The 26,894-nt window shown below is 45.3% G+C and carries 16 protein-coding genes and 1 pseudogene; 7 read left to right on the forward strand and 10 right to left on the reverse strand.

The genetic code is table 11. The features are described 5' to 3' along the window. From QUB24_RS04530 to QUB24_RS04540, 3 genes are all read left to right on the forward strand, one after another. Positions 1-600, forward strand: a 600-nt coding sequence (locus tag QUB24_RS04530; protein ID WP_333151078.1) for a WD40 repeat domain-containing protein, incomplete at its 5' end; no start/stop codon positions are given. Then, the gene (locus QUB24_RS04535; protein ID WP_333151080.1) at positions 597-1,724 is read left to right on the forward strand and encodes an ATP-binding protein; all 1,128 of its coding nucleotides are present in this window, start codon (positions 597-599) and stop codon (positions 1,722-1,724) included. The genes QUB24_RS04530 and QUB24_RS04535, both read left to right, overlap by 4 nt. A gap of 356 nt (positions 1,725-2,080) precedes the next feature. Continuing rightward, entirely contained in the window at positions 2,081-2,662 is a 582-nt protein-coding gene (locus tag QUB24_RS04540) for an HAD family hydrolase (protein ID WP_333151082.1), read from the forward strand. Positions 2,663-2,677: 15 nt separating this feature from the next. Here QUB24_RS04540 and QUB24_RS04545 read toward each other — a convergent pair whose 3' ends face one another. The 5 genes from QUB24_RS04545 to ftsH2 form a co-directional block, all read right to left on the reverse strand. After that, a complete protein-coding gene (locus QUB24_RS04545; RefSeq protein ID WP_333151084.1) occupies positions 2,678-3,907 on the reverse strand; it encodes an ATP-binding protein in 1,230 nt (409 codons plus the stop codon). 6 nt (positions 3,908-3,913) lie between these two features. Continuing rightward, positions 3,914-6,460: a PAS domain S-box protein gene (locus QUB24_RS04550; RefSeq protein WP_333151086.1), complete on the reverse strand. Its 2,547-nt coding sequence runs from the start codon at positions 6,458-6,460 to the stop codon at positions 3,914-3,916. A gap of 256 nt (positions 6,461-6,716) precedes the next feature. After that, entirely contained in the window at positions 6,717-8,006 is a 1,290-nt protein-coding gene (locus tag QUB24_RS04555; RefSeq protein WP_333151088.1) for an aminopeptidase P N-terminal domain-containing protein, read from the reverse strand. A gap of 142 nt (positions 8,007-8,148) precedes the next feature. Further along, positions 8,149-8,559, reverse strand: a complete 411-nt coding sequence (locus QUB24_RS04560; RefSeq protein WP_333151091.1) for a hypothetical protein — start codon at positions 8,557-8,559, stop codon at positions 8,149-8,151. A 260-nt stretch (positions 8,560-8,819) separates the two neighbouring features. Beyond that, positions 8,820-10,706 carry an ATP-dependent zinc metalloprotease FtsH2 gene (ftsH2, locus tag QUB24_RS04565; RefSeq protein WP_333149854.1) on the reverse strand — a complete coding sequence of 629 codons (1,887 nt, stop codon included), beginning with the start codon at positions 10,704-10,706 and terminating at the stop codon, positions 8,820-8,822. Between the two features lie 322 nt (positions 10,707-11,028). On the opposite strand from ftsH2, the gene QUB24_RS04570 reads away from it, so the two are divergent. Together QUB24_RS04570 and QUB24_RS04575 are read left to right on the forward strand one after the other, a co-directional pair. After that, positions 11,029-12,114: a ParM/StbA family protein gene (locus QUB24_RS04570; protein ID WP_333151093.1), complete on the forward strand. Its 1,086-nt coding sequence runs from the start codon at positions 11,029-11,031 to the stop codon at positions 12,112-12,114. A 20-nt stretch (positions 12,115-12,134) separates the two neighbouring features. Continuing rightward, positions 12,135-12,653 (forward strand): hypothetical protein, encoded by a 519-nt coding sequence (locus QUB24_RS04575; protein ID WP_333151095.1) that lies wholly within the window; start codon positions 12,135-12,137, stop codon positions 12,651-12,653. A 188-nt stretch (positions 12,654-12,841) separates the two neighbouring features. On the opposite strand, the pseudogene QUB24_RS04580 reads toward QUB24_RS04575, so the two are convergent. The 5 genes and pseudogenes from QUB24_RS04580 to QUB24_RS04600 all read right to left on the reverse strand — a co-directional run bounded on the left by QUB24_RS04580 (position 12,842) and on the right by QUB24_RS04600 (position 17,404). Continuing rightward, positions 12,842-14,111, reverse strand: a pseudogene (locus QUB24_RS04580) (RNA-guided endonuclease InsQ/TnpB family protein). 115 nt (positions 14,112-14,226) lie between these two features. Continuing rightward, the gene (locus tag QUB24_RS04585) at positions 14,227-15,150 is read right to left on the reverse strand and encodes a hypothetical protein (RefSeq protein ID WP_333151097.1); all 924 of its coding nucleotides are present in this window, start codon (positions 15,148-15,150) and stop codon (positions 14,227-14,229) included. A 239-nt stretch (positions 15,151-15,389) separates the two neighbouring features. Next, the gene (gene mgtE, locus QUB24_RS04590; RefSeq protein ID WP_333151099.1) at positions 15,390-16,787 is read right to left on the reverse strand and encodes a magnesium transporter; all 1,398 of its coding nucleotides are present in this window, start codon (positions 16,785-16,787) and stop codon (positions 15,390-15,392) included. A 153-nt stretch (positions 16,788-16,940) separates the two neighbouring features. After that, entirely contained in the window at positions 16,941-17,078 is a 138-nt protein-coding gene (locus tag QUB24_RS04595; protein ID WP_333151101.1) for a hypothetical protein, read from the reverse strand. Positions 17,079-17,176: 98 nt separating this feature from the next. After that, positions 17,177-17,404, reverse strand: coding sequence for a hypothetical protein (locus tag QUB24_RS04600; RefSeq protein ID WP_333151103.1), 228 nt, complete (start codon positions 17,402-17,404; stop codon positions 17,177-17,179). A 672-nt stretch (positions 17,405-18,076) separates the two neighbouring features. On the opposite strand from QUB24_RS04600, the gene QUB24_RS04605 reads away from it, so the two are divergent. Both QUB24_RS04605 and QUB24_RS04610 read left to right on the forward strand, forming a co-directional pair. Continuing rightward, positions 18,077-23,566, forward strand: a complete 5,490-nt coding sequence (locus QUB24_RS04605; RefSeq protein WP_333151105.1) for a PAS domain S-box protein — start codon at positions 18,077-18,079, stop codon at positions 23,564-23,566. Positions 23,567-23,795: 229 nt separating this feature from the next. Continuing rightward, on the forward strand, positions 23,796-26,891 hold the full coding sequence (locus QUB24_RS04610) for a response regulator (protein WP_333151107.1): 3,096 nt from the start codon (positions 23,796-23,798) through the stop codon (positions 26,889-26,891). Positions 26,892-26,894 lie beyond the last annotated feature (3 nt).

Below are 26,894 nucleotides of genomic sequence, written 5' to 3' on the forward strand. Positions count from 1 at the left end.
GCAGTTGCCGTCACTGCTGATGGGAAGCGGGCGATTTCTGGTTCAGATGACAACACCATCAAAGTCTGGGATTTAATTACTGGAAAGGAAGAGTTTACTCTCACTGGTCACAGCTACTCAGTATATGCAGTTGCCGTCACTGCTGATGGGAAGCGGGCGATTTCTGGTTCAGATGACAACACCATCAAAGTCTGGGATTTAATCACTGGAAAGGAAGAGTTTACTCTCACTGGCCATAGCTACTCCGTAAATGCGGTAGCTGTCACTGCTGATGGGAAACGGGCAATTTCTTGTTCACATGACAACACTATCAAAGTTTGGGATTTAACAGCTCGAAAGGAAGAGTTTACTCTCACTGGTCACAGCGATTTGGTAAAATCAGTAGCCATGACTGCTGATGGCAAACGGGCGATTTCTGGTTCCTGGGAAAAAAACCTCAAAGTCTGGGATTTAGCCACGGGAAATGTCATTGCCAGTTTCACGGGTGAAAGTGTGATCGCCTGTTGCGCCATTGCACCCGATGGAGTAACAATTGTCGCAGGCGACGCATCCGGCCGCGTATATTTCCTGCGGCTAGAAGGGGTGGAGGCACTAACATGAATTCCTCACCTCTGTCAACTCCCATCTATACCGCTGCTTACCCAATAGAATTTCAGCAACTCCTGCGAGAAAAAACCGAGAATTTTGTAGGGCGCAAATTTGTTTTTTCTGCCATTTCAGACTTTCTGGACTCCCACAGCCGCGGTTATTTCACAATTGTCGGCACTCCCGGCTGCGGCAAAAGTTCCATCCTCGCTCAATATGTCACCGCCCATCCTCGCAGTATCTATTACAACGCTGCAGTTGAGGGCAAAAATCGAGCTGAAGATTTTCTCGCTTCAGTCTGCACTCAACTGATTGACAAATACCTTGCCGCCAATGGGGAAACATCGGAAATTGTCAGGCTAAGATCTCAACTTCAAAATCTCGAATCCGATGATGGGAGTTGGTTTCTGTCTTTGTTGCTTCAGCAAATTAGCGATACATTAAACGATCGCCAAAAATTGATAATAGTCATCGATACTCTAGACGCGATCGCGCGCACCAGTCAGCCTCCGAGCACAAATCTGTTTTATCTGCCGAGATATTTGGGCGATCGTACTTATTTTATCCTCGCCCGCCGCCCGTTTTTGAGAGAGAAATCCGGTTTGTTAATTGAAACCCCCTCTCAAACTCTCGATTTAAGAGATTATCCCGCCCAAAATCGGGAGGATGCCCTGAACTACATTCAGCAATACCTATCAACCGCACCGGATTTAACTCAACCCGAATTCTGCCAACAACTCGCCACTGTCAGCGAAAACAATTTCATGTATCTGAGTCAGATGCTAAGGGCGATCGCGGATAATTCACACCCCGATGCTAATCTGGGAGAGTCCTCACTTTTCCCTGAACTTCCTCCCGGTTTAGCAGCGTATTATCAAAACCACTGGCTGCGGATGAGAGGTGATGGCTTATCGGCGATCGAGTTGTCTGTGCTGAATGTTTTGGTACAATCAACATCAAGTTTATCTGTAACTGCCATATCCAATATAATTGATCGGGATGAATACGATGTTGAAAAAGTGTTAGACAATTGGATCGAGTTCTTAAATAAGCAGGAAATCGGAGGAGAAATTTGTTATAGTTTGTATCATGATAGTTTCCGCGAATGGCTAGGCAAACAATCTATTTTAGAATCATGATGAGAACACGGCAGTGTCCATTGGGGTCAACAAACACGTTAAACCGATAGTCCGACAGGGGTTGAAACCCCTGCCTCAAAGCTGAAGTCCTCTAAAAGAGGACTAATAAGTAACCACACAAAATTAATTACATAAAGACTCCTTGCTAGGCAAAGGTTTCAGTAGAAATATTGTGTAATTAATTCGGAACAACTACTTAAATTATTCAGTCCTCTTTTAGAGGACTTTCGCTATTAGACAGGGAATTCATTCCCTGGCGGACTACCGGGTAGGCGGGAGGACTAGCGGACGAAAAGCTTAAGTAATATCAATTCCGATGCCACCGAGTTTTATATTATATCAAAAACAATACAACAATGAAACGAGCAGTATTTCTTGACAGAGATGGCGTTCTCAATATCGAAGTGGGCTACATCCACAAAGTAGAAGATTTGCATTTAATCCCCGGAATAGCCCAAGCTGTACGCCGCTTAAATGACAAAGAAATATTTTGCTGTTTGGTTTCCAATCAATCGGGCCCAGCGAGGGATTATAATCCGATTAGCCACATAGAAGCTTTGCACAAACGCCTGTGTCAGTTATTAGAAAATGAAGCCGGAGCGAGGTTAGATGCTCTTTATTACTGTCCTTATTTAAGCGCAGCAGAAGGCGGAACAAACCCCGAATTTACGCGGTATTCGACTTGGCGAAAACCAAATACAGGGATGTTAGTAGCGGCGGCTTGGGAATACGATTTGGATTTGCGAAATAGTTTTATGGTGGGGGATAAAGCGACTGATGTTGATATGGCTCACAATGCCGGCTGTACTGGCATTTTGGTGCAGACTGGTTACGGGGAAAGCGTGTTGAGCGGGGAGTATCAGCACCATACTAAACCTGATTTTATTGCAGCAAATTTAGCGGTGGCGGTGGAGTGGATTTTGCAACACTTTGATTAGTGTTTGTAGTGGCATTTAATTTGTTTCTCGTTGAGTCTTACAGGAAAGGGCAATGTAAGGAAGGGTGACTGTGAAGGTTGTACCCACGCCCATTTTGCTTTCGCAGGCGATCGCCCCTCCTTGCAATTCCACAGCTTTTTTAACAATTGTTAATCCCAAACCGTTACCTTTAATCTTTCCCGTATTCTTGCAGCGGTAGAACATTTCAAATATTTTCCCTACTTCTGCTTCTGGGATGCCGATACCTTCGTCTCGGATACGCATAATTAGTAAGGTGGAGTTAATATTTGTCACTTGGGAATTGGGAAACAAACACTGAGGAGACAAGCAGAAAATAGGTTCTTTGTCTCCCTCACCTGCTTGACGGCATTCCAATTCCAAGGTGACTTGCCCGCCGTTGGGAGAATATTTGATGGCATTGACGATTAAGTTAGAAATAATGCCGTGCAGCAATTGTTGATCTAACATCGCGCTGGTAACATCTGACGGGATTAATGTTAGTTTGTGCTTGGCTTCATTTCCTAACTGCAATTGATCGAGCAAGTTTTGACAAAATTCGATTAAATTTATCGGTAATGGATTGCATTTGAGTTGGCCTGATTCTGCCCTGCCCATGAACAGCATATCATCGATTAGCTGGTTCATCTTTTGGGTAGCTGAGTGCACCAATCGCAGGGTTCTAACTTGCGATTCGTCCCTGCTGCGAGTTCGATCGAGCTCTAGGAGTTCCGCAGAGATTAAAATCGCGTTGAGGGGATTCCGCAATTCGTGAGCTGCCATTGAAATATACTGGTTTTGGCGGTGCGATTTTTCTTCCACCGACTCTCTGACTGCTTCGGCGGCTTTGAGAGATTCTCGCATCTTGGTTTCGATTTCGTGTCTGTGCATGGCAATCTCGATCGCCACCCGCAAATCATTTTGTTGAAATGGTTTGATAATATAACCGAATGGATCTGTAATTTTCGCTCTTTGCAGCGTTTTATCGTCGGCATAAGCTGTTAAAAATACTGTCGGCACATTCATATTAGTTCGGATTTTTTCGGCCGCTGTTACCCCGTCCATGTCACCTTTAAGCACGATATCCATCAACACTAAATCGGGCGGGTTTTCTCTCGCTTTTTGAATTGCTTCTTCTCCTGAAGAAACTGTAGCTGTTACTACATATCCCAGTTTTTTTAATCGACCTGCTATGTCTTGGGCTACAATAACTTCGTCTTCTACAACCAAAATTTGTATAGGGTTCATTTTTCGTTAAATACGCTGCCGATAATTTAACTCTTGGAAAATCAGACTGTAGCAGGTTCCACGCTGACTGTCAATGGCAATACTCGCCTCTAATTGGTAAACCAACATTTTCACTAATCGCAATCCTAATGTTTCAGTATTTTCCAAGTCAAAATTCGCCGGAAATCCGCGACCGTTATCTTGAATAGTTAAATGAAATTGGTGGTAATTTATTTCATGAAATTCAATAGTTATTTCACCATCTAAATTAGAGCCAAAGGCATATTTTAAAGAGTTAGAAACCAGTTCGTTAATAATTAAGCCGCACGGAATTGCTGTTTCTATGTTTAAATAAATGGGGTCAATTTTGAGATTAAATTTGATTGAAGTGTTGCCGCAACCAAAAGATTGATACAAATTAGCAACCAAGTTTTCGACGTAGGGAGACAGGGCGATGTGATCGAGATTTTCGGATTGATAAAGTTGCTCGTGAATCAGAGCCATTGAATGGATGCGGGTCTGGCTTTCTTCAAATAAAGCTAGCGTCGGTTCGTCTTCAATGTATTGAGATTGAAGTTGCAGCAGGCTGGAAATTATCTGCATATTATTTTTGACTCGGTGGTGAATTTCTTTGAGCAATACTTCTTTTTCGCGGAGTGCTGCTTGGATGCGGGCATCGGTAAATTTGCGATCGCTGATATCTTCGCCAATACCCGCGATGCGGTAAATGTTGCCCGATTCGTCGTAAATGGGAAAAGCTCGATCGCACACCCAGCGAATTGTGCCGTCTGGCAGAAAAATCCGATATTCGGTATTGGTGGACTCGCCCTGCAACACTCGCCCCATTGCCTCTGCCAACAGGAGTTTATCTTCTGGATGCACCCACTCCATCATTTTTAATGGCTCAGCATACAATTCTTCCCGACAGCGCCCCCAGATTTGTTCGTAAGCTGGACTCAGATACAATAAATCGGTGAATTCCGCAGACATTAGCCAGACGGAATCTTGGATATTTTCTGCTAACTGGCGGAAGCGTTCTTCACTTTCGCGGATGGTTTTTTCTGCCTGTTTGCGTGCGGTAATATCTACTGCAATTCCCACGATGCGGTAAACTTTACCAGATTGATTTCTAATCGGAAAAGCCCGATCGCGAATCCAGCAGGTTTGGCCGTCCGGCCTAACAATTCGATATTCTATCTCCTCTTCCGACTCAATTTGTCTAGTTAAATGAGCAATAACGCGCTCGCGATCTTCTGGATGGAGAGAATCTGCAAAAAAGCGCCCGTTAGCATACAAATCAGCGCAGCTTCTGCCCCAAATCTTTTCGTAACCCGGACTGATATAAATAATTTCCTGGGGTTGAACGTTTACCATCCAAAACACGCTTTCAATGTTTTCTGCTAGCTGTCGGAACCTTTCTTCGCTTTCTTTTAGTGCTGCTTCGGTTTCTTTGCGATCGCTAATATCGCGCTGCACGCCAAAATATCCGATGATTCTGCGGTGGGAATCGTAAATGCAAATATAGTCGCCTTCCACCAAAACTGGAACCCCGTCAAACTTGCGATTTTCATTTTCGATGTGAATTCTGCCAGCATCAAAAAATTGCTTGATTATCTCTCTGCTACCAGTCAAGTTGTGCGACAAGAAAGAGTAAAGCGTCCGGCCAATAAACTCTTCCCTAGTACCTCCGTATTGAGCTATCAAAGCATCGTTTGCCTTCGTTACCCGCCCGTTAGCAAATACGTAATCCAAAACTTTTTCTTTGTCAACGGTATTGTCCCAGTGCACGGGTTCGTCCAGCATCATAAAGAAAAAGCCATCTAAAGATTGAGAGAAAAACAATTCTAGCTGTTCCTGGCTTTCTCGCAGAGCTTCTTCGGCCCGCCAGCGATAGATAATTTCTTCCCGCAATTGAGTGTTGGCTGTTTTTAAGTCTTCTGTGCGCTTTTGATATTTAATTTTTAGCTGATTTTTGATTTCTTGCAGCGCTATTTCTGCCTGTTTTTTTTCGGTGATATCATGAGTAACTACCATGCCGGCAAAAATTTCTTCCCGGTCGTTTTTGACTGGAGCAATTGTTGTTGAATAAACGCGAGCGCCGTATTTATATTCAAAAGTATTCTCTTTTCCTGCCAAAGCCGCGCGATATGTAGTCTCAAAAAGGGGCAAATCTTCAGGTGGGGATACTTCCCACAATGTTTTGCCTTCCAACTGTTCTTTGGACAAACCAACTGCAGCCAAACCTTGACCGTCCACCAGAGTATAGCGCAAATCGCGATCGAACAAAAACACCGAGCCATTGGGATAATGTTTGATGAGAGTTCGGTACATTTCCTGGCTTTTTTCCAGAGATGTGATTAACTCAATGCGATCGTCGTCGGTGATATCCGATTCAGTTGCCGAACCCGAAAAGCCAGCATTCTCGACTGCTTTGAGTTGTGCTTCTAAATTCTGGCACAATTCTCTCTGCTGCTGCAAATCCTCTTCTAGTTGTAGAATTTTTGCTTTTTGCTCTGCTACTAATGCTTCGCAGGTTTCCAGAGGTCGATCGATCTTGGTAGGATCAATACACATAAGAACTCTTTGTTTGGCAGTTGCGGACTTGAGCTTTTTCAAGCCAATACTAACAAAGCTCAAGCCTGCACTGCCAACTTACAGCAGATTCAATTTATATGCGGTACACACAATCAAGTTGTAACTAAGGTGCGTCGGCACCCGTCAAGGAGCAAATTCCATTGAAGCATAGAACAGATCCGCACCCTACATAAATCGTTTCCGGTTGCATCGGTATTGTTCAAACAGTCAACAGTCAACAGTCAACAGTCAACAATTATTTAGGAACTCCCGCCGTCAACACTTCATGGCCCTCAAGTGTCACCAAAACATCATCTTCAATTCTCACACCAATACCGCGCCATTTTTCAGGAACCTCCGGCTGTCCTTCAACGGGTTTAATATAAGGAGAAATATAAATCCCCGGTTCCACCGTCAGCACTTGTCCTGCCTGCAAAACTTGCGGATTTTCGCCGTACTGATAAACGCCGACATCGTGCACATCCAATCCCAGCCAATGACCAGTGCGGTGCATATAAAATGGCTTGTATTTCTCTTCTTTAATTATCTCTTCAATATCCCCCACCAAAAGTTTTAAATCCATTAAACCTTCCACCAAAACGCGCACAGCCGTTTCATGAATTTTACTGTAAGGATTTCCGGGATATACTTGACTAATTGCCTGCAATTGTGCTTGCAAAACTAAGTCATAAATTATTTGTTGTTCGGCTGTAAATTTGCCACTAACAGGAAAGGTGCGAGTAATATCGGCGTTGTAGTACCCGCAAGCACAACCAGCATCTATTAGCAACAAATCGTTTTCCTGCATTTGGCGGTTGTTTTCGATGTAGTGGAGGACGCAGGAATTGTAACCGGATGCAACAATTGAAGGGTAAGCCGGAGTGCAGCCATTTAAGCCAAAAGTATGTTCTATTTCAGCTTGAATTTCATATTCGTATCTGCCCGGTTTAGCGAATTCTTGGGCGCGGTTGTGCGCTGCAACTGAAATATTAGCCGCTTTTCGCATTAATGCTAATTCTGTTTCGCTTTTCACCAGCCGCATCGGGTGTAAAATGATGTTGGAATCTTCGATTGCTGTCGGGCCTGTGCCGCGTTTTGGATAGGTTGCCATCAAGCGCTGCCAGTGATTGAGGACTGTTTGGTCGAAACTACGATCGCGCCCGAAGTGATAATATATGCGATCGGCTTTTTCTAAATATTTCGGCAATTTTTCCGCAAGTTCATTAATCGGGAAAGCTTCATCCGCGCCGTACAATTCCTTAGCGCCTTCTACTCCGGCACGATAACCGTGCCAAGTTTCTTTTTCCAAGTCTTTTGGCTGCACAAACAAAACAAATTTGTGTTCTTCATGGTGTGGCGCGATCACTGCTACCGCCGCAGCTTCGTTGAAACCGGTTAAATAGAAAAAATCGCTATCTTGTCGGTAGGCGTATTCTACATCGTTGTGCATGACGGCTGCAGGGGCGCTGCGAAATATCGCCGTCCCGCTGCCAATTTTTGCCATTAACTGTTCGCGTCTTTGCCGGTATTCGGTGGGGTTGGTCATCCGATTTTAGATTTTAGATTTTAGATTTTAGATTGTAGATTGAGTGTAATATTAACACTCGGCGGTTTCAAGCGCTGTCAAACTTGCACCCGCAAGGGGCAAGGGCTGAAGATATAGGTGCTCGGTTTTTTTCTGGGTCTACTTATTTATTCTCTTGTTCTGCGATCGCCAATTTACAAGTATAGTCAACAAGCCGAGACAAAGATGAGTGGCCATCGACTAAAGTCCATTTCGGAGAGAAATTCGACCAATTTTCGCCATCTTGGCTAACTCTGACAGTTCTCAACTGTCGTTGCTGGCAGTCAACTTCCATTTGCGCCAACAATTTATCGTTACTAAACTGTTGAGTTACTAAAATAGTTCTGACTGGATAAGAGGGAGCACCAGGAATATCGGATTTGCTTAATTCAACGCTGCTGGAGTCGATGCAAATATCTACAAAACATCTTGATTTTTCGGCGCGGGCGCTCAAAGTATTGACACCAACAAAAATAAAAGCTGCTATAAAAAAAAATGGCGAATTCTTAGTATGTAGGGCTAATGTAGTATTCATCTGCGTTAATTGGCGTTTAGGGGCGGTTTAATATTAGACCTCTTGCAAAAATAGCTGGGACGGGCTCTCCGGCCCATCCCACAAAAAGTTTTTTCTCTTGTGGGATGGGCCGGAGAGCCCGTCTGAAAATTTGCTTAAAAGGACTTTTGCAAAAAGTCTATTGTTGACAGTTTAATAAAAAAGTAGGGACGTGAAAATGCTGTTGCGTCCCTACTTTTTAAAGACACGGCAATGCCGTGTCCCTAATGTTTAAACAAGTCTTAAAGCTGAGGAACGTATTGTTCTTTTTCAGGAACAAAAGTGTATTCAGAGACGATTAGGCGCAACTCTTCGCCGTCGATGGTTTCTTTTTCGATCAACAAATCGACTAAGCGATCGATCACGGTGCGATTTTCGCGAATAATTCGGCGGGCGTCGTCGTAGCAGTGATCGACAATTGATCGAACTTGTCCGTCAATCCGAGAGGCTATTTCTTCGGAATATTCCGATCGCGCTGTGTAGTCGCGGCCGAGGAAAATTTCGCTTTGCTGGGCTTCCAAGGCGATCGGGCCCAAGGTAGACATCCCGTAGCGAGTTACCATTTGGCGCGCCATACCGCTGACTTGCTGCAAGTCGTTACCGGCACCGGTAGTTACTTCGGCATCGCCGAAAACTACTTCTTCGGCTGCGCGGCCACCCAAAGCACCGCTAATGCGGGCTAAAATTTGCGATCTTGAAATCAAACCTTGGTCTTCGCTGGGCATGAACCAAGTCAAGCCGCGGGCCTGTCCGCGAGGAACTAAGGTAACTTTTTGAACTGGATCGTGGGCTTGAATGATTGTACCGACGATCGCGTGGCCGATTTCGTGGTAAGCAATCAAGCGCTTGCTCTTGCTGTCCACCAAGGGAGTGCCTTCCATACCTGCTACCACGCGATCAACTGCATCGTCAATTTCGAGCATCGTAATCGCTTCTTTGCGGCGGCGGGCGGTTAAAATCGCAGCTTCGTTGAGCAAGTTAGCCAAATCAGCGCCGGTAAAACCAGGAGTACGGCGGGCGATGGCGTCCAAAGAAATTTCTGCAGACAGCTTCTTGTTGCGCGCGTGAACTTCCAAAATTTCCAAGCGGCCTTTGATATCCGGCGTATCTACGGTAACTTGGCGGTCAAAACGTCCCGGACGCAGCAGCGCTGAGTCGAGCACGTCGGGGCGGTTCGTGGCAGCAATGATGATAATGCCAGTATTGCCCTCAAAACCGTCCATTTCGGTCAGCAACTGGTTCAAGGTTTGTTCCCGTTCGTCGTTACCGCCACCGATACCGGCGCCGCGCTGGCGGCCCACTGCATCGATTTCATCGATAAAGATGATGCAAGGAGCATTTTCTTTAGCTTTCTTAAACAAGTCTCGAACGCGGGAAGCGCCGACACCGACGAACATTTCGACAAATTCCGAACCGGAGATGCTGAAGAAGGGCACGCCGGCTTCGCCTGCGATCGCTTTTGCCAGCAAGGTTTTACCGGTTCCGGGAGGGCCCACTAGCAGCACGCCTTTGGGAATCTTCGCCCCGACTGCGGTGAAGCGTTCGGGTTTTTTGAGGAATGTCACCACTTCTTGAAGTTCTTCTTTGGCTTCCTCAACGCCTGCTACGTCGTCGAACAGTACGCCTGTTTTAGCTTCCATTTGAAAGCGAGCTTTGGATTTGCCAAAGTTCATGGCTTGGCCCGGGCCGCCGGGAACGTTGCCACCGCGGCGGAAGAGGAAAAACAGCCCTCCTACTAACAAGAGGGGAAATACTAGATTGCCTAAAAGTCCCCAGACAGCGCCGTCGTTGCGTAGTGGGTGAGTGTCGAAGCTGATTTTGGAGTCTCTGAGCCTAGAAACCAGTTCCGGGGCATTTGAGGGCAAGTCTACCCGCCACCGCTGCTCGTGATTGTCCAGTTCGGGATCGACTGCTAGGACAATAGCCGTCCGACCTCCGTCGTAAAGGTCAACGCTGGTCACTCGACCGGCGTTTAAGTAATCTAAGAATCGACCGTAGCTCAGGCGGGTGCTGGCGGTGTTCTTGCTCATTTCTGCCGGGGATGGCGCAAAGGCCCCCTGCCACAAGAAAAAGCCGATGACTAAGGCGGGTAAAGTCCAAAGTAGTATAGTTCGCCAAGAAATTTTCATAAATGCGGATGCCTTGAATTGGGGACAGATCGGGTAAGATCGCGGTGTCGGAGAAGTGCGACAAAAGTTTACACTCAGAATCTTAACTAAATTTAACTTAACAATGCACTCTCAGGCAACAGAGCTTCGAGGATGATCGCTCCAGAAAAAGTTAGGTTAGTTACGGTAAGGGCGATCGTCCCGAATATAATGTTTGGTGCTGATTTCGATACCGATCTAGGTAGAGTTAGAAGAATCGCCGCAAAACCCACTGTCTTTAAGCGTGGCAGTGTCAAGGGATAAGGCATGATAATGGTGAGGCTCAGTGAGGTAACACATTTCAATGACAACTAGACAGCTTGTTCCTAATTCGGCTATGCTGACCCAGCAGACTAAAGTCGCTTCTAACAACAAATCGATTATTAGTGCTGATTTGGGTCGGACGGCAACTAAAGCTTGCGTGAGTCGCAACCCTAGTAGCGTTGTTTTCATCCCTGCCAACGTGGCTACTATGCCTGTGGAAAAGGTGCGGGGTGGCAGCTTTGAGTCCAAAGCAACAGACCCTCTGTTGGATATGTGGCTGGAGTACCAGGGCAGGGGTTACGCTATAGGTCAATTGGCGGCAGATTTTGGCGCTAATCTCGGTGGCGCTGACCAGTCGAAAGTAGTAGATGCTTTGGTTAAAGTCTTTTCCTGTGCTGGATATTTCCAGATGAAAGGCGAAATAGCAGTTGTGCTGGGTTTGCCGTTTTATTCGCAGGATCAGTTTGAGAAGGAAAAGGAAGAGATTATTAGCCAACTGCGCTCTCCCCACGTTGTGGTGTACCGGGGCGAGCGTGTGGATATTAACATCAGTCACGTTTGGGTAATGCCGGAAGGGTTCGGCAGCCTGATTTGGTGCGAGGCTCAAGATAACAAGGAGTTTACGCCGGAGTTGCCGGAACTGTCGGTGGCTGTTGTGGATATCGGACACCAAACTACCGATTTGTTAATGGTCGATCGTTTCCGGTTTGCCCGGGCGGCTTCAAAGAGCGATTCCTTCGCAATGAACAAGTTCTACGAACAAGTTGCCTCAAAGATTCCGGGGGCAGACCCTCAATCTCTGTCTTTACTGGAAGCGGTGAATAAACCCGAAGGCCAGCGTTTTTACCGTCCCAGAGGAGCGACTAAGCCGACTAATTTAGATCCGATTATTAAGGATTTGCGGGAGGCTTTCGCTAACGAACTGTCCGAACGTTTGGTGCAGTGGCTGCCCGAACGTGTGACGGATGTGGTTCTGACTGGCGGTGGCGGCGAGTTTTTCTGGGAGGTTTTGCAACCTTTGCTTAAAGACGCCAATCTTAAGGCTCACTTGGCTCAGCCTTCCCGGAAAGCTAATGCTTTGGGACAGTTTATTTATGCTGAGGCTCAGCTAGCCACGATAAAGTAACGCATTAAGGCTTGAACCCTATGGCACTGTGGGCAAAAAATAAGGCGAATTTCTCGGTGGCGTTTACGGAAGATGCTGCGGATCAAACTTTGCTGGCCGCTATTGAAAAAGAGTTGGCTTTCACGAAGTATCAGACTTTCAGCAATCTCTGCAAGCAAGCTTTGTGGCAGTTTTTGTCTGTATCTGAGTCTGCTAGCTCTACACAGAGCTTTCAACGGTTGGAACAGCGTATTGCTGAACTTGTGGCCAAATTTGCTGAGTTTGAGCACAATGTTTCGGCAGAGGAATTAAGCCGTTTGGAGGGACTGGAACATCACCTGAATCAACTCAGCGCCCAGTTGGATCAGTTGCAGGGGAGTGTTAACAGTAAGTTTGCTCAAGTTTCTTTTGCCCAAGTTTCAAAAGTAGTAGAGCCTGGCCCGATTGAGTCTGAGTCTGTGGCGGATGATAATGTAGTGCCTGATGCTGAGGTTGCTCCTCCTCGGAATTCCGATCCTTTGTTGGAGCGTTTAAGTTCTTTGTTACCCCAAGATTTCTAAAATGAGGTAGACCAAGGCTAAAAAGCCTTGAGATGTAATGTTAGTGGCGCGCTGTTGGCAGCCGGTACTGAATACAGAAACAAAGCGATCGCTCTTTTGAAAAAAAAGGGCGATCGTTTTGTTATTGCCGATTTTAGATTTTAGATTTTAGATTTACTCATTTTTGTCTATAGCTGGCAAAAGTATAGTCATTTATAGACATGGGAGGCTTCAAGCCCCTCCCCTTTCACTTTTACTTTGAGCGGATTAACCCGCATTGGCCCAACTACGCAGCTCCCTATCAAGAAAGCTGAACGCATTTGGGATTGCTTTTCTGAGAATGTTGTACGAAGCATTCACGTCAGAATTAATTAATTGACCCGTCGATGTTTTGTACAAACCACGCTTAATCCGTTTACCAGTAAACACAGGCTCTTTTTCTGTTTTACCGTAAACAGGAATTGGATCTAAACCCAGAAAGTTGGAGCGGGACGTGTAGGATTCTTCCTTCACAATTACCGTGATTCCCGCCAACCGAGCTTTGTACTCCAACATTTCAATTAATCGAGAGTGAGGAATGCTGACAAAGTTTTGATTAGTTCTCTTCCCTAACTCGATGTCAGTTTTCCACTGGGCATTCTTGCCAATTACTAACGTCCCAATTTGTTCTGCTGTCAAACGATCAACAATCACACGACTGGTATGATGTAAGTAATTATCGACTTTCTGATTGCGACAGCGTGTTAAGCGCTGAATCCGTGGTGAAGTTTTGCGATTTCCTCTCAATTTGGATTGTAATTTTGCTTTGCGTTTGTTGTAGAACTGGTTGATCGATTTTAATGGTCGCCCGTTAATCAACAAAGGGACAAATCCCGGTTGATTTGAAGTTAGCGCTACTAAATTATCCAGCCCCAAATCAATACTAGCTACAGAGTTGGCCTCGCTGAGAGTGGACTCCGGTTCATCGTAAATTACCTCAATTACATAGGAATCACATTTCGGAACCAGTCTAACTTGGCAAACCTGGTCGGGGCTGACTTTGGTTTTAATTGAAAGCTCAGTACCCGAAAGCTTAATGATTCCCTTTTTCAACTGTTTGCTACTAATCGCTTGAATTGTGTAGATTAGAAGGTTTCGCCCTTTGATTTTATCTTTGTACTTTGGCAGTTTTGGGCGACCAGTGAATTTGGAAGAATCAGCATTGTAAGCTTTAACCGCCTCAAAAAAAGATTTCCAATTCTTGTCTAGCACCATCAAGATTTGCTGGCTGACTTTGGCCGGCAAAGCCTTGTAGGCTTCATGAGACTTCATCAAGCGGTTCATTTCGTTATAACTGACATACTTCCATCCATAAATAAAGCTCTGACGAATGACGTAATTGGCGGCATTGTAGAGGTTTTTGGATTTGAAAGCTAATTCGTCAATTTGGGCGAAACGGTGTTCCCTTGATTTAATGATGTGCCTCTCGGTTAGTTGCATTTAAGGCTTCCATTTTTTAACCTATGTGTAGTTCACTCGACCACCATGATAATATCATACTACTATTGTTTATAATTGCTTATAAACTCAAGGAAGTTTTACAATACCATTCCCATTATTCCATCAATCCTAATTTTTGTAAGCGCGAACGAATGGCACTAGGCTGTCGCTGAAATCTCTGAGCTAATTCGTCAATTTGTTGACCGCTAGCATATTCTTTCTTCAAATTTTCGTCTTCATCCTGACTCCACTTGACATAAGCTCTGGGATATTTCTGGCGAATTTTCTCATTCTGGGTTTTAGGTCGATAACCATTCTTTTGCTCGCCATTCAAACCAGAACCAAACTGTGGGTTAATTTCCCCACCGCGACTAGCTAGCGCCTCTTGCACGCGGTTGGGAATCACAGCAATTTCTTCTGAGATCTCAGCCAAAGCATTGTCTACTTTTTGCTGAAGTTCTGTTAGCTGCCGCTGCTGCAAATTGCCCCACTGCGGCAGTTCGTTGATAAACTGCTGCAAGTCCAGAATTATTGTTGTCAAAGTTTCGACTTGTTGCAACTCCGGTCGCTGTTTGAATTGGCGGCTGGTGAGTTCGATCTCGCTTTGAATCATTTTAATAGTTTTTTCTAAAATTATTAGTCGCTGGCGCAGGTTCTCAATTGCTGAAATTAGAGAGTGTACGTTTTCTCCAGGCGCAACATTGAGATTTTCGCGAGATGTTTGAGAAAGAGCTTCGTCTAAAGCATTTACAGCAAGTTGCAATTGCTCGATCGCGCGATCGGTAGTAGCGGCTTGTTGATTTACGCGATCGAACGTGGCCGCCGTACTTGCTTTAACTTGCCTGTGCAGCTTCTGCCGATTCACAAAATTCAACACCAACGAAATCACTACAGGCACTTGAGCATAAACGCTCTGCCCCCAAACCAAACTAGCAGCCAATCCCACAGCAGAGGCAGCAAGAAAAACCAATTCAGCAGTTTCTAACAAATTGCTGGACGTGGGATTTTGGATTTTAGTTGGTGAATTGGATGATGACATAGGCTAATACCATTTTAGATTTTAGATTTTAGATTTTAGATGTGGAATGACTCAGGAAGCTCGGAGTTTCGAGCACGGGCCTATAGTTGCATTCTTTTTTTCAAGGGGTGCAAGTATGCGGATAAAAATAAAGTACGCGCGAGTGCAGATATCCGGTAGGGAATTGCACATTAACCCCGAATTTAGCAGTGGTGAAAAACAGATTAAGTTTTTTATTCACAGCCATGTAATTAAATATATTAAAGCTGCAAAATTTGTCGAGCTAAAGTGAAATAAATCAACACTCCGAGGACATCAACTGCGGTAGTAATAAAGGGAGCAGACATTAAAGCGGGGTCTAAACCCAAAGAACGAAATAGAAACGGCAGAGCTGAACCGGCAATAGAAGCTAAAATTGCGATCGCAAACAAACTCACTCCCACCGCGAGTGCCACTTCTAAACTCCCTTGCAGAGTGTAAGCCCAGCCCGTCGCTACAGTCCCCAATATAGCTCCTAGCAGCGCTCCCGCCATCCCCTCCCGAATAATTACTTGAAACGGGCCCATTGCTGTAATTTCGTCAGTGTTCAAACCGCGAATTACAACCGTTGAGGACTGAGCTCCGACATTGCCTCCAGTGCCAGTCAGCAGGGGAATAAAGGCTGCTAGGGCAACTACTTGGTTCAAAATATCTTCTTGAGCTCTAATAATTGCGCCGGTGACAGTATTAGTTAAAAGCAGAACAAACAGCCACACGACTCTTTTCCGGGCAACAGTGATTAAATCGGTCTGAAAATAATTGTCGCCGCCGGACTGGACGCCGCCCAAGGTATAAATATCTTTGGCTGCTTCTTGTTCTAAAATGTCGATCGCATCGTCAACTGTAATGATGCCGACCAGACGCTGTTCGCGGTCTACAACGGGCACAGCTAAAAAATCGTAACGCTGGATCAGCCTAGCTACTTCTTCTTGATCCGTTCCTGTTTGAACAGAAACTACCTCGCGGGTCATAATTTCGCCGACAGTTTTGTCGAGGGGCGAAGTGACTAAATCCCGCAGGGATAAAATACCGGTCAAGCTGCGTCCGGCGTCGGTGACGTAAAGAGAATAAATTGTTTCGGTAGTTCTAGCCAAAGAGCGAATTCGGTCTAAAGCTTGGGCGACGGTAAAGCTTTCTTTGAGAGAAATATATTCCGGGGTCATGATCCGACCGGCGGTACTGGCTTCGTAACCCAAAAGTTGAGCCGTAGCTTCCCGTTCCGTCGGGCTCAATTCACCCAACAGGCGACGGACTAATATTGCCGGCAGTTCGTCAAACAGTTTAGCTCGATCGTCCGGGGACATTTTGTCTACAATGTCAATGACTTCTTGGCGTTTGAATTTTTCGCAGAGGGACTGCTGAACGCTGGAGTCGAGATATTCGTAGACTGCGATTGCTTCGTCTTTGGAAAGCAAGCGGAAAGCTATTACTTGCATGGTTTCTGGCAGGCCTTCGATAGCTTCAGCTATGTCTGCTTCCTGCACCGGGTGCAAAATCGCTTTTGCTCCTTTAAAGTCTCCTTCTTCCAACAGGGCCCTTAACTGCGATCGAACTAATTCCCGCAGTTCTTTTCGCGCGTAGGTTGGTAGAGAAGACGATTGATAACTTTTTTCTGTCACTGATGACCCTCCTAAACCTGTGCTGCGCGCCTTCCTGAATCCAGTTTAGAGCCTATTGACGCCACTGGTTGCAGCGATCGGACTTGCCCTGACAAGATCCACACCTTACCGCTATTCTTCTGGTGCGCGGCGAAAACCTTGCCCGATTTGGGTTCAAATACATTTATCTCGATCGGCGACACTCATCGGTAGGAAAGGAGAATTGCGCCCCAGCACTTTTTCCAACAAATTCGTCGAACTTTGATTGCGAATAAAATTATTGACCAAGAATTTCTTGATGGTACCCGCCACGTGATTTATCCGTGGAATCAATCCAAAATCTAAAATCTAAAATCCTCAAGCCCCCGAATTTATCCGTGGGGTCGCCTCCAAAATCTAAAATCTAAAATCTAAAATCGAATGACTGTTTCTTGCCATTCAGTGTCACTTGCTGGCAATATCATGCCGTAAGAAATGCAGGTTAAAGGCTGCTCCGGTATCACAGAATATTGGCTTGGACTTAAACCCTGTCTCAGCGCTTCTCCTACTAACAGCATTCCGTCGCTAGCGACGGCATCGATTGTTCCTGATACCGCATCTTTTACACCAGACTGTCTGCCCGCGATACCTTCATACAAAGGTGTAGGGCTAGGATTTAGACTCTCAGATCAAATCAAGGAACAGGGAACAGGAAAATTATTTTATGTAGGAATGAGTCTCAAAAGCTGCATCTGAATAGTGTATAATTATCACACAACAGATGTGATATTACAAGGTGCGTATTGTAGGATAAAAATTCTCTTCGCTCTTATTTTTATTACGGAATGTTTAAACTTGTATCTTTTCCTTAACCCTTTTATATTCTTTACCAAATCTTTATTTTTTTTGTATAGGGTCTTGTTATCGTTGCTTCAAGCGAGCTTACAGCACTTTGCAACAAGAGTGAAATACCCCTTAGTTAAAAAATAGGTCTTTATGACACACTGCCCCTGCTGCTCGAATCAAATGCTCCGTCACCTCCGCCAGCATCAAATCTACTGGTTTTGCCGCCACTGTTGGCCAACAATGCCTATTTACAATCTGAACAGATATAGCTTATCGCCCTCTCTAAATTTAGTTAGACAGCTAGGGCTTAAAGAACAAGATTCTTTAGGGGGAAAATTTAACAGTTCTATTTAGGGCTGATCAAGTTTAGAGATGGTCCTAGCGTTAACGGGTTTTCACGCTCAAAACTTTGCTGTGTTGTATAATTAAATTGAAATTATCGCCCACCAAATTGAAGGCAGCTCTATTCAGAGAGCGCTTAATTTATGGCTGTCACTCGACTCAACCTGATGATAACCTTATGCCAAAGACCACTTAAAAGATTGCTACCTCTTCTGCTTGGTGTGGTGGCTTCTCTTGCTGTTTTATTTACTTGGCAACAGCTAACCCTCAACGGACAAATTCACATCGAGCAGTTAATTCAGCAGGAAGCCAATGCGATTCAGTTACAACTGAGCGAAGAATTATCAACTCGGATGCTGACACTTCGGCAAATGGCGAATCGGTGGGAAGCCAATGGCGGTACACCAAAGGCTCTTTGGGAAGCCGATGCTGATGCTTATGTAAAGGATTTCTACGGTTATCAGGCGATCGAATTAGTTGATCCATCATTTAAAGTGCGATCGGTTGTGCCACTGGCTGGGAATGAGGCAGCGCAAAACCTAGATTTCAATCGGGAACTGCGTCGCAAAATCACTTTGCAAGTGGCTCGTGATCTGCGTCAACCTATGTTAACTCGCAATGTTTCACTTGTTCAAGGGGGTCAAGGATTTATAGCAAGTTTTCCTTTATTTGTAGGGGAGCGGTTTGACGGGTTTATTGTCGGAGTTTTTCAATTTAAAAGTCTATTTGAGAGTATTTTAAAAGTGCCATATGGGTACAATGTGGCTATATATGATGGCCCGAATTTGATCTACGGTCAAGAGCTGGAATCTCAATATTCACAGCCTAAAATAGTTGTAATAAGAGCCTATAGTGCCGAGTGGCGAATAGAGGTTTCTCCAACTTTAGATTTAGGAAAAAGGAAAAATTTCTATTTACCAAAAGTTGTTTTAATTGGTGGCTTAATTTTAGTTGGGCTGCTGATGTTGGTCGTGTATCTGGCACAACTTAGTGCGGGCGAAGTCCATCAATTCAAAAAAGTAAATCGTCAGTTGCAATGGGAAATTCACCAACGACAACAGGCAGAAATTGCGATCGCTCGACTAGCTGCGATCGTTGAATCTTCGGAAGATGCCATTATCAGCAAAGATTTAGAGGGTGTAGTTACAAGTTGGAATGTAGGAGCCGAAACAATTTTTGGCTATACAGCGGTCGAAATAGTAGGGCAATCAGGGATAAAAGTGATTCCCGCAGACTATCGAGATGAGGAAAACGAAATTATCACCAAAATTCGGCGAGGAGAACGCATCAAACACTACGATACAAAGAGGCTGAGGAAAGATGGAACATTAATCGATGTCTCGATGAGTGTCTCCCCCATTAAAGACCAAGCAGGGAATATAATTGGAGCCTCAAAGATTGGCCGGAATATTGCTGACCGCAAACAAGCAGAAGCAGCACTACGTGAAAGTGAAGAACGCTGGGAACTTTCTGTACGCGGGAATAATGACGGCATTTGGGATTGGAATGTTCAAACCAACCAGGTCTTCTTTTCTAGTCGCTGGAAGGAAATGCTGGGCTATGAAGACCATGAAATCCAAAACATTGTAGACGAATGGGTTAATCGGGTACATCCCGATGATTTGGGATGGGTAATGCAAGCCGTTCAAGATCATTTTGCCAAGAAAACTCCTTTTTATATTACAGAACATCGCGTTCGCTGCAAAGATGGTTCCTACAAATGGATTTTGGATCGTGGTCAGGCGCTTTGGGATGATGCAGGTAACGTAATTCGGATGGCTGGGTCTCACACCGACATTACGGAGCGCAAGCAAGCTGAAGTTGCTTTACAGGTCAGCGAAGCCAGATATCGGCAATTGATCGATAACTTAAATGCGGGTTTTGTGATTCATGGGACAGATACCTGCCTCCAATTATGTAATGAAACAGCCGCTGAATTACTAGGGTTTTCAATGGATCAAATGCTGGGAAAACCCGTGAGCGATCCGGCATTGCATTTGGTGCGGGAAGATGGCAGCGTGATGCCCCTAGAGGAATATCCCGTGAATCAGGTTTTATCCACGGGAACTTCCCTCAAAAATCATGTTTTAGGAATTAAAAAAGGAATTAATAGTTTTGTTTGGGTATTAGTTAATGCCTACCCGGAGTTAGATCGAAACGGTCAAATTAAACAAGTTATAGTTACGTTTATTGATATTAGCAAGCGCCAAAAAGTAGAGCTGGAAATCCAAAAAACTCGCAATTTCTTACAAGCACTGTTGGATAATTTACCGATTGCGGTTTTTGTCAAGGATGTACATCCTAAAAATTTTGGTTTCATTCAGTTTTGGAATAAAACTAGCGAAAATTTATTTGGGATTTCAGCCGAACAAATCATTGGCAAAAGTGGCTATGATTTTTTCCCCATAGAACAGGCAAAATTTTTCGAGCAAAAGGATAGAGAAGTCTTTCTCAAGGGCATTGCTGAGGATATTCCTGAAGAAATCATCGATAGTCATAGTCTGGGTAAACGTTGGCTCCATACGGTGAAGATTCCCATTTACGACGATCGCCATCAGCCCCAGTACCTACTTTGTTTGTCTGAAGATATTACCGATCGCAAACAAGCAGAAGCAGAGCTTAGAGAAATGAGTGAGGTGATGCAAAATGCAGTGTCCGGCATTTCCAAACTGGATGTACAAGGGCGTTACCTATATGCCAATAAAGCCTATTCTGACGTGACAGGCTATCAGCCAGAAGAAATGATCGGGATGTCCTGGGAAAAAACCGTACATCCCGATGAGTTGGAAAAACTGGTGGCAGCCTATTGGCTGATGGTGCAAGAGGGCAGAGTTGAAGTTGAAACCAGAGGCGTTCGTAAAGATGGTTCGGTTTTTTATAAGCAATTGGTGATGATTTCAACTTACGACGAACAGCACCAATTTATGGGGCATTACTGCTTCATGAAAGATATTAGCGATCGCAAAAAAGCCGAAGTTGCACTAGAAAAGGAACTCTTGCGGAGTAAAACCTTCTTCAACACTTCACTGGACGGTGTTGTTGTCATGGATTGCGTCGGAAAAGTTGTCGAAGCTAGTCCCAGTTTTGCTCAAATGCTGGGCTACACCCTAGAAGAAACCCTGAATCTGAGTCTGTTTAATTGGGATGCTGAATGGACGAGGGAAGAACTACAACTTATGCTCCAGAGAGAGGAGGTTATTCCGCTGTTTGAAACGCGACATCGCCGCAAGGATGGTTCTGTATATGACGTGGAAATTAGCTGGAACCGGGTGGAATTAGAAGGTGAGATGATGAACTTCTGTATCTGCCGGGATATTAGCGATCGCAAACGCAACGAAGCGGAACGCCAACAAGCAGAACAGGCACTCCGAGAGAGTGAAACTCGCTTCCAAGCCTTCATGAATCACAGCCCAGCCCCTGCCTGGATTACCGATAAAAATGGTGTAATGCTCTATGCCAGCCAGACTTATCTCAATACCTTCGAGTTACCCACTGACGATGTGATTGGAAAATCCATTTTTGAACTTTACCCCGCCGCCATCGCCCAACAATTTCTAGACAATATCCAAACGGTTGCTCAAACCTACGAGGTAATGGAAACGATTGAGATTGCCTCCCGTCAAGATGGAACCCTGGGTGAGTTTCTGGTTTACAAATTTCTCATCCCCGACTTATCTGGGCAAATGCTAGTAGGTGGTGTGGCGATCGATGTGACGCGACAGCATCAAGCTGAAACCGCTTTACAACTGAGTGAGGAACGCTTAATGCTGGCACTAGAAGCCTCTGGAGATGGACTATGGGATTGGGACATTAAAATTGGAGAAGTTTACATTAATTCCTACTACCAGGAGATGCTGGGTTACAAGCCTGGTGAGTTAATGATGAATGTGAACGTCTGGGAGCAAATGATTCACCCTGATGATAAATTATGGGTTTTTGAGTCTCTGAATAGTCACTTGCAAAATAGCTCAGTTAAGTATGCCTTTGACTATCGTGTGCGTTGCAAGTCAGGTGAGTGGAAGTGGATCGCTAACTACGGGAAAGTCGTTGCCTACGATGAAGATGGTAAGCCTTTACGGATGATTGGAACGCACAAAGACATCAGCGATCGCAAACAAAAAGAATTGGCACTGCAGCACGCAATGGAAGCCGCAGAAGCAGCGAACTTGGCAAAAAGTACCTTCCTAGCCAATATGAGCCACGAATTACGCACTCCCCTCAACGTGATTCTAGGATTTGCTCAGGTGATGGCCCATGACTCCTGCCTAACTCCGAACCAAAAAGAAGACCTGCAAACAATTCGTCGCAGTGGCGATCACCTCTTGAGTTTGATTAACGATGTGTTGGATCTCTCGAAAATTGAATCGGGACACTGCACAGTTGAACAAAGCGGATTAGACTTAATTGCGATGCTGCATTCCCTCCGAAATATGTTGGCGGAACGAGCAAGTTCTAAAGGACTTCACCTTTGTTTCGAGATTGCGCCAGAAGTTCCCCAATTTATGCTTGTCGATGCTCAAAAACTGCGCCAGGTTTTGCTCAATCTGCTGAGTAATGCCATCAAATTTACCGATCGGGGAAGCATTACTTTGCAAGTCAGCATTGAGGCGAACGGTACAGGGGCATTAACCACAACTCGGCCGATTCTCCAGTTTGTAATCGCTGACACAGGTGTAGGGATGGCATCGGTCGAACTCGATACCATCTTCGATGCGTTTGTGCAAGCCCAAGCTGGGAAGCGATCGACCGGCGGTACTGGGTTAGGTCTCACCATTAGCCGCAAATTGTTGGAACTCATGGGCGGAAAAATTTCTGTCAGCAGCACTCTGGGAGAGGGGAGTACCTTCACTTTTACCCTTCCCGTCAGCCCCATCAGTGGAGTAAATGTTACACCCGAAGAGAATAATCGCCTCGTGATTGGGCTGGCTCCCAGTCAACCGGAGCGTCGCATTTTGGTGGTTGACGATCAAGCAGAAAATCGCTTGCTAATGGTCAGATTACTGACACAATTAGGATTAGAGGTAAAAGAAGCTACCAACGGACAGCAAGCTGTGCAGATTTGGCAACAATGGCAACCCGACCTAACCTGGATGGACATTCGGATGCCCGTGTTAGATGGATACGAAGCTACCAAGCAAATTCGGGCTATGGAAGACGGACAGAACAGTATCATTATTGCACTTACGGCCCAAGCTTCTCAGAGCGATCGCGCCCTCGCCTTAGCTGCTGGCTGCAACGACTACATCAGCAAGCCCTTCCGGGAACAGACCTTATTTCTTAAGATGGGGGAATACCTAGGTTTAGAGTATGTATATGAGGAAGAGGAAACAGAAAAGGGGGAACGGGGAAAAGATTGTTTTCCTTCTTACCTCTCTTCTGTTGCCCCTGGGGTTGCAGATGCCCTCGATCCAACGCTTCTGGCGACATTACCCAAAGAATGGGTGGTTGAGTTGGAAGATGCTGCTTTATGTGGGGATGATGTTGCGATCGTTGAACTGGTAGCTGAACTTTCCTCAGACCTCGCTCAATTGGGTACTTATCTGACGGAACTCGCCAACCAGTATCAATTTGAGAAAATCCTTAATCTAATTCAAGGTAATTTCCCAAGTGTAATTCCTCCATTGAATTTATAAGCTGTTGTGCAGTTAAACGTTTGATTAGGACTAGGCAATTAGGAACAGCCAACTAGAATACAATATACAGCAGATTCCACGTTTATGAAGTACCCCCGCCTATCGTTGTATCCCCGTAGGGACACGGCATTGCCGTGTCCCTACACTTCATCAACCTGGAATACGCTGTAGTTAGTTGTAATTCTCGAACAAAACCTCCTTAATTTTTATTGAAAATTACTGCTCTAAAATGCCTCATAAAATTACCAAATTCTCCCAAATTCCTCCTTTAACTTTAACAAGTTTAGAGGAATGCAGTGAAGAATCCGTGTATGCTCCCGGTCATATTCAGCCACACGGAATCGTTTTATTGATGCAAGAAAAAAGCCTCAATATTTTACAAGTAAGTGAAAATGTAGAACAGTTTTTTGGGATCTCGGCAGAAGAATTGCTAGGTCAGCCATTGCCAGGGTTATTGGGTCACGATCGAGTACAAGAAATTGTTAGGTGTCTAGCTCAAGAACAACTAAACATTGATAAGGGTTTCGATCTAAAAATCCCTCTCAAAGACGGCACGATTCAAAGATATAGAAGCACACTGCATCAGCTACCAGATGAGTTGATTCTGGAACTCGAACCCCAATTGACGATTGAAAATAATCATTCAATCGATTTTTATCATCGTCTGCAAACAGTTATCCTCAACTTTCGCACTGCGCTCGGTCTTTCTGATTTAGCTCAAACCATTGCTAGAGAAGTGAAAGCCCTGACCGGGTTCGATCGCGTGATGATTTATCGCTTTGAAGCCGATGACCATGGGGTGGTGATTGCTGAAGAGAAAGAAAGCTATCTAGAAAGCTACTTGGGGTTGCATTACCCGGCGATCGATATTCCCGTACCCGCCCGCAAATTGTTTTACAGAAATTGGGTTCGCCAAATTCCCAATATCAATTACACCCCGGCTCGCCTAATTCCCACCAACCATCCCGTAACCAATACGCCCCAGGATCTAAGTGCTTGTGTGTTAAGGGGAGTATCTCCCTACCACATTGAATATTTGCAGAATATGGGAGTTGCTGGGACACTGACGATTTCGTTAATTGACGATCGGCGCCTGTGGGGATTAATTGCCTGTCACCATTACAGCCCGCGATTGGTAGATTACGAAACTCGCAAAACCTGTGAATTTTTAGGACAATTTGCCTCGATCGAACTGGTGCATCAGCAAGAGGGAGAATTGAAGGTTTACAGATCGCAGGCGAAAACTATTCAGGATCAACTTCAGCAGGCATTCCGGCGAGATTCTAATTTTATCGAACAGGTATTGACCGAAAATGCTTCTCAATTGCTAGATTTAGTTCATGCTCATGGAGCTGCAATTCTGCTCGATGGTCGTCTGACATTGGTGGGTCAAACACCATCTGAAGCTGAGGTTGACGAACTCGTGCAGTGGTTGCTGCAACAGAACAAAGAACGAGTGTTTGCAACAGCTTCTTTGTCTCAGTTGTATCCCCAAGCCAAGCAATTCAAAGAGCGAGCTAGCGGTGTTTTAGCAATCTCAATCTTGCTATGCTACGCCAAACAAAAGTCATACCACATCCTTTGGTTCCGACCAGAGCAAATTCAAACCGTAAACTGGGCAGGTAATCCACAGGATGCTGTCTCGATCGACGAAATTGGAAAAATGCACCTGTGTCCCCGCAAATCCTTTGAACTGTGGCAAGAGACAGTGCGGGAGATGTCTTATCCGTGGCAGATTGCAGAGTTAGAAGCGGCCGCCGAAATGAGACATATCCTCATGCTGGCGGTGTTAGAATTTTCGCAAGCTGCCCTAGAACACGCTGCAGAAAGGGCCGCCATAGCCAACCGGGCCAAAAGCCAGTTCCTTGCCAACATGAGCCACGAGCTCAGAACGCCACTCAACGCCATTCTGGGATTTACCCAGCTTATGAACCGCAGCCCCTATATCCCAGAAGAATTTCAAGAGCATTTAGGCATCATTACCCGTAGTGGAGAACACCTGCTGACATTGATCGACGATGTTTTGCAAATGTCTAGGATTGAAGCAGGGCAATTGGTACTGAGTACAAGCTGTTTTAATCTGCATCGACTACTGGGTTCTATTAACGAGATGTTCACCCTCAAAGCGTCTGAGAAAGGGTTATATTTGAGCAGCGAGTGGGATGCTACTGTCCCGCGTTATGTCTGTGGCGATCAAGCAAAACTTCGCCAAATCTTGATTAATCTGCTGGGGAACGCGATCAAATTTACAACAACAGGAAGCATAGCCCTGCGCGGACGAGCTTTTTCATCAGATGATATGCCATCCGGTACAAATCGCGATCGCCCCACTAATCCATCCGATATTAAACCAACTATTACCCTGTGTCTCGAAGTTGAGGATACCGGATCTGGCATTTCTCCCTCAGATTTAGAATCAATTTTTGAGGCTTTCATGCAAACCAATCGCGATCGTCACGATCGAGGAACAGGTTTAGGACTGTCTATCAGTCGTGAGTTTGCGCGTCTGATGGGAGGCGATATCACCGTGCGAAGCACCCTGGATCGAGGCTCGACTTTTACCTGCCAAGTCGTTTTGGAACTACCAGAGTCCGTTGATGTAGAGGAACCTGAAATTAGCGATCGGATTATCGCGATCGAACCTGGGCAACCTATCTACCGAATTCTAGTAGTAGAAGACGTTCCAGAAAATCGGCAACTGCTGGTGACGCTGCTGGAGTCAGTTGGGTTTGATGTGTGTGCGGTGGAGAATGGGGCAGAGGCGATCGATCGTTGGCAAACATGGCACCCTGACCTGATTTTGATGGACATTCAAATGCCTGTCATGGATGGTTATGAAGCGACGACACAGATTCGAGCACAACAGTCATTAGTCATGAGTCATGAGTCATCAGCAGATAACTCAGGGCAAATCTCACAGGACAAAAGACAAATTACACGCATAATTGCCCTCACTGCCTATGCTTTTGAGGACGATCGTATCGCCAGCCTGCAAGTCGGTTGCGATGACTACATTGCCAAGCCGTTTACTGAAGGCACACTTTTCGACAAAATAGCTCATCACTTGGGCGTCCGCTACTGCTACGCCGAAAAAAATTCACCAGACTCATCAGCTTCGCCACCAAAGATATTTACTCCCGACGTGAAAACCATGCCCACCAAGTGGATTGCAGAAGTTCATGAAGCAGCACTCGATCTTAGTGATAATAAGCTTTATGAACTTATCGCTCAAATTCCCAAGGAGAAACAAGATTTCATCGAGGCGATGACATCTCTGGTCGATAACTTTCAGCTTGAAGCGATCGCAACTCTCACCCAGATTTAGGAA

The organism is Microcoleus sp. B9-D4 (assembly GCF_036705105.1).
Taxonomy (GTDB): Bacteria; Cyanobacteriota; Cyanobacteriia; order Cyanobacteriales; family Microcoleaceae; genus Microcoleus.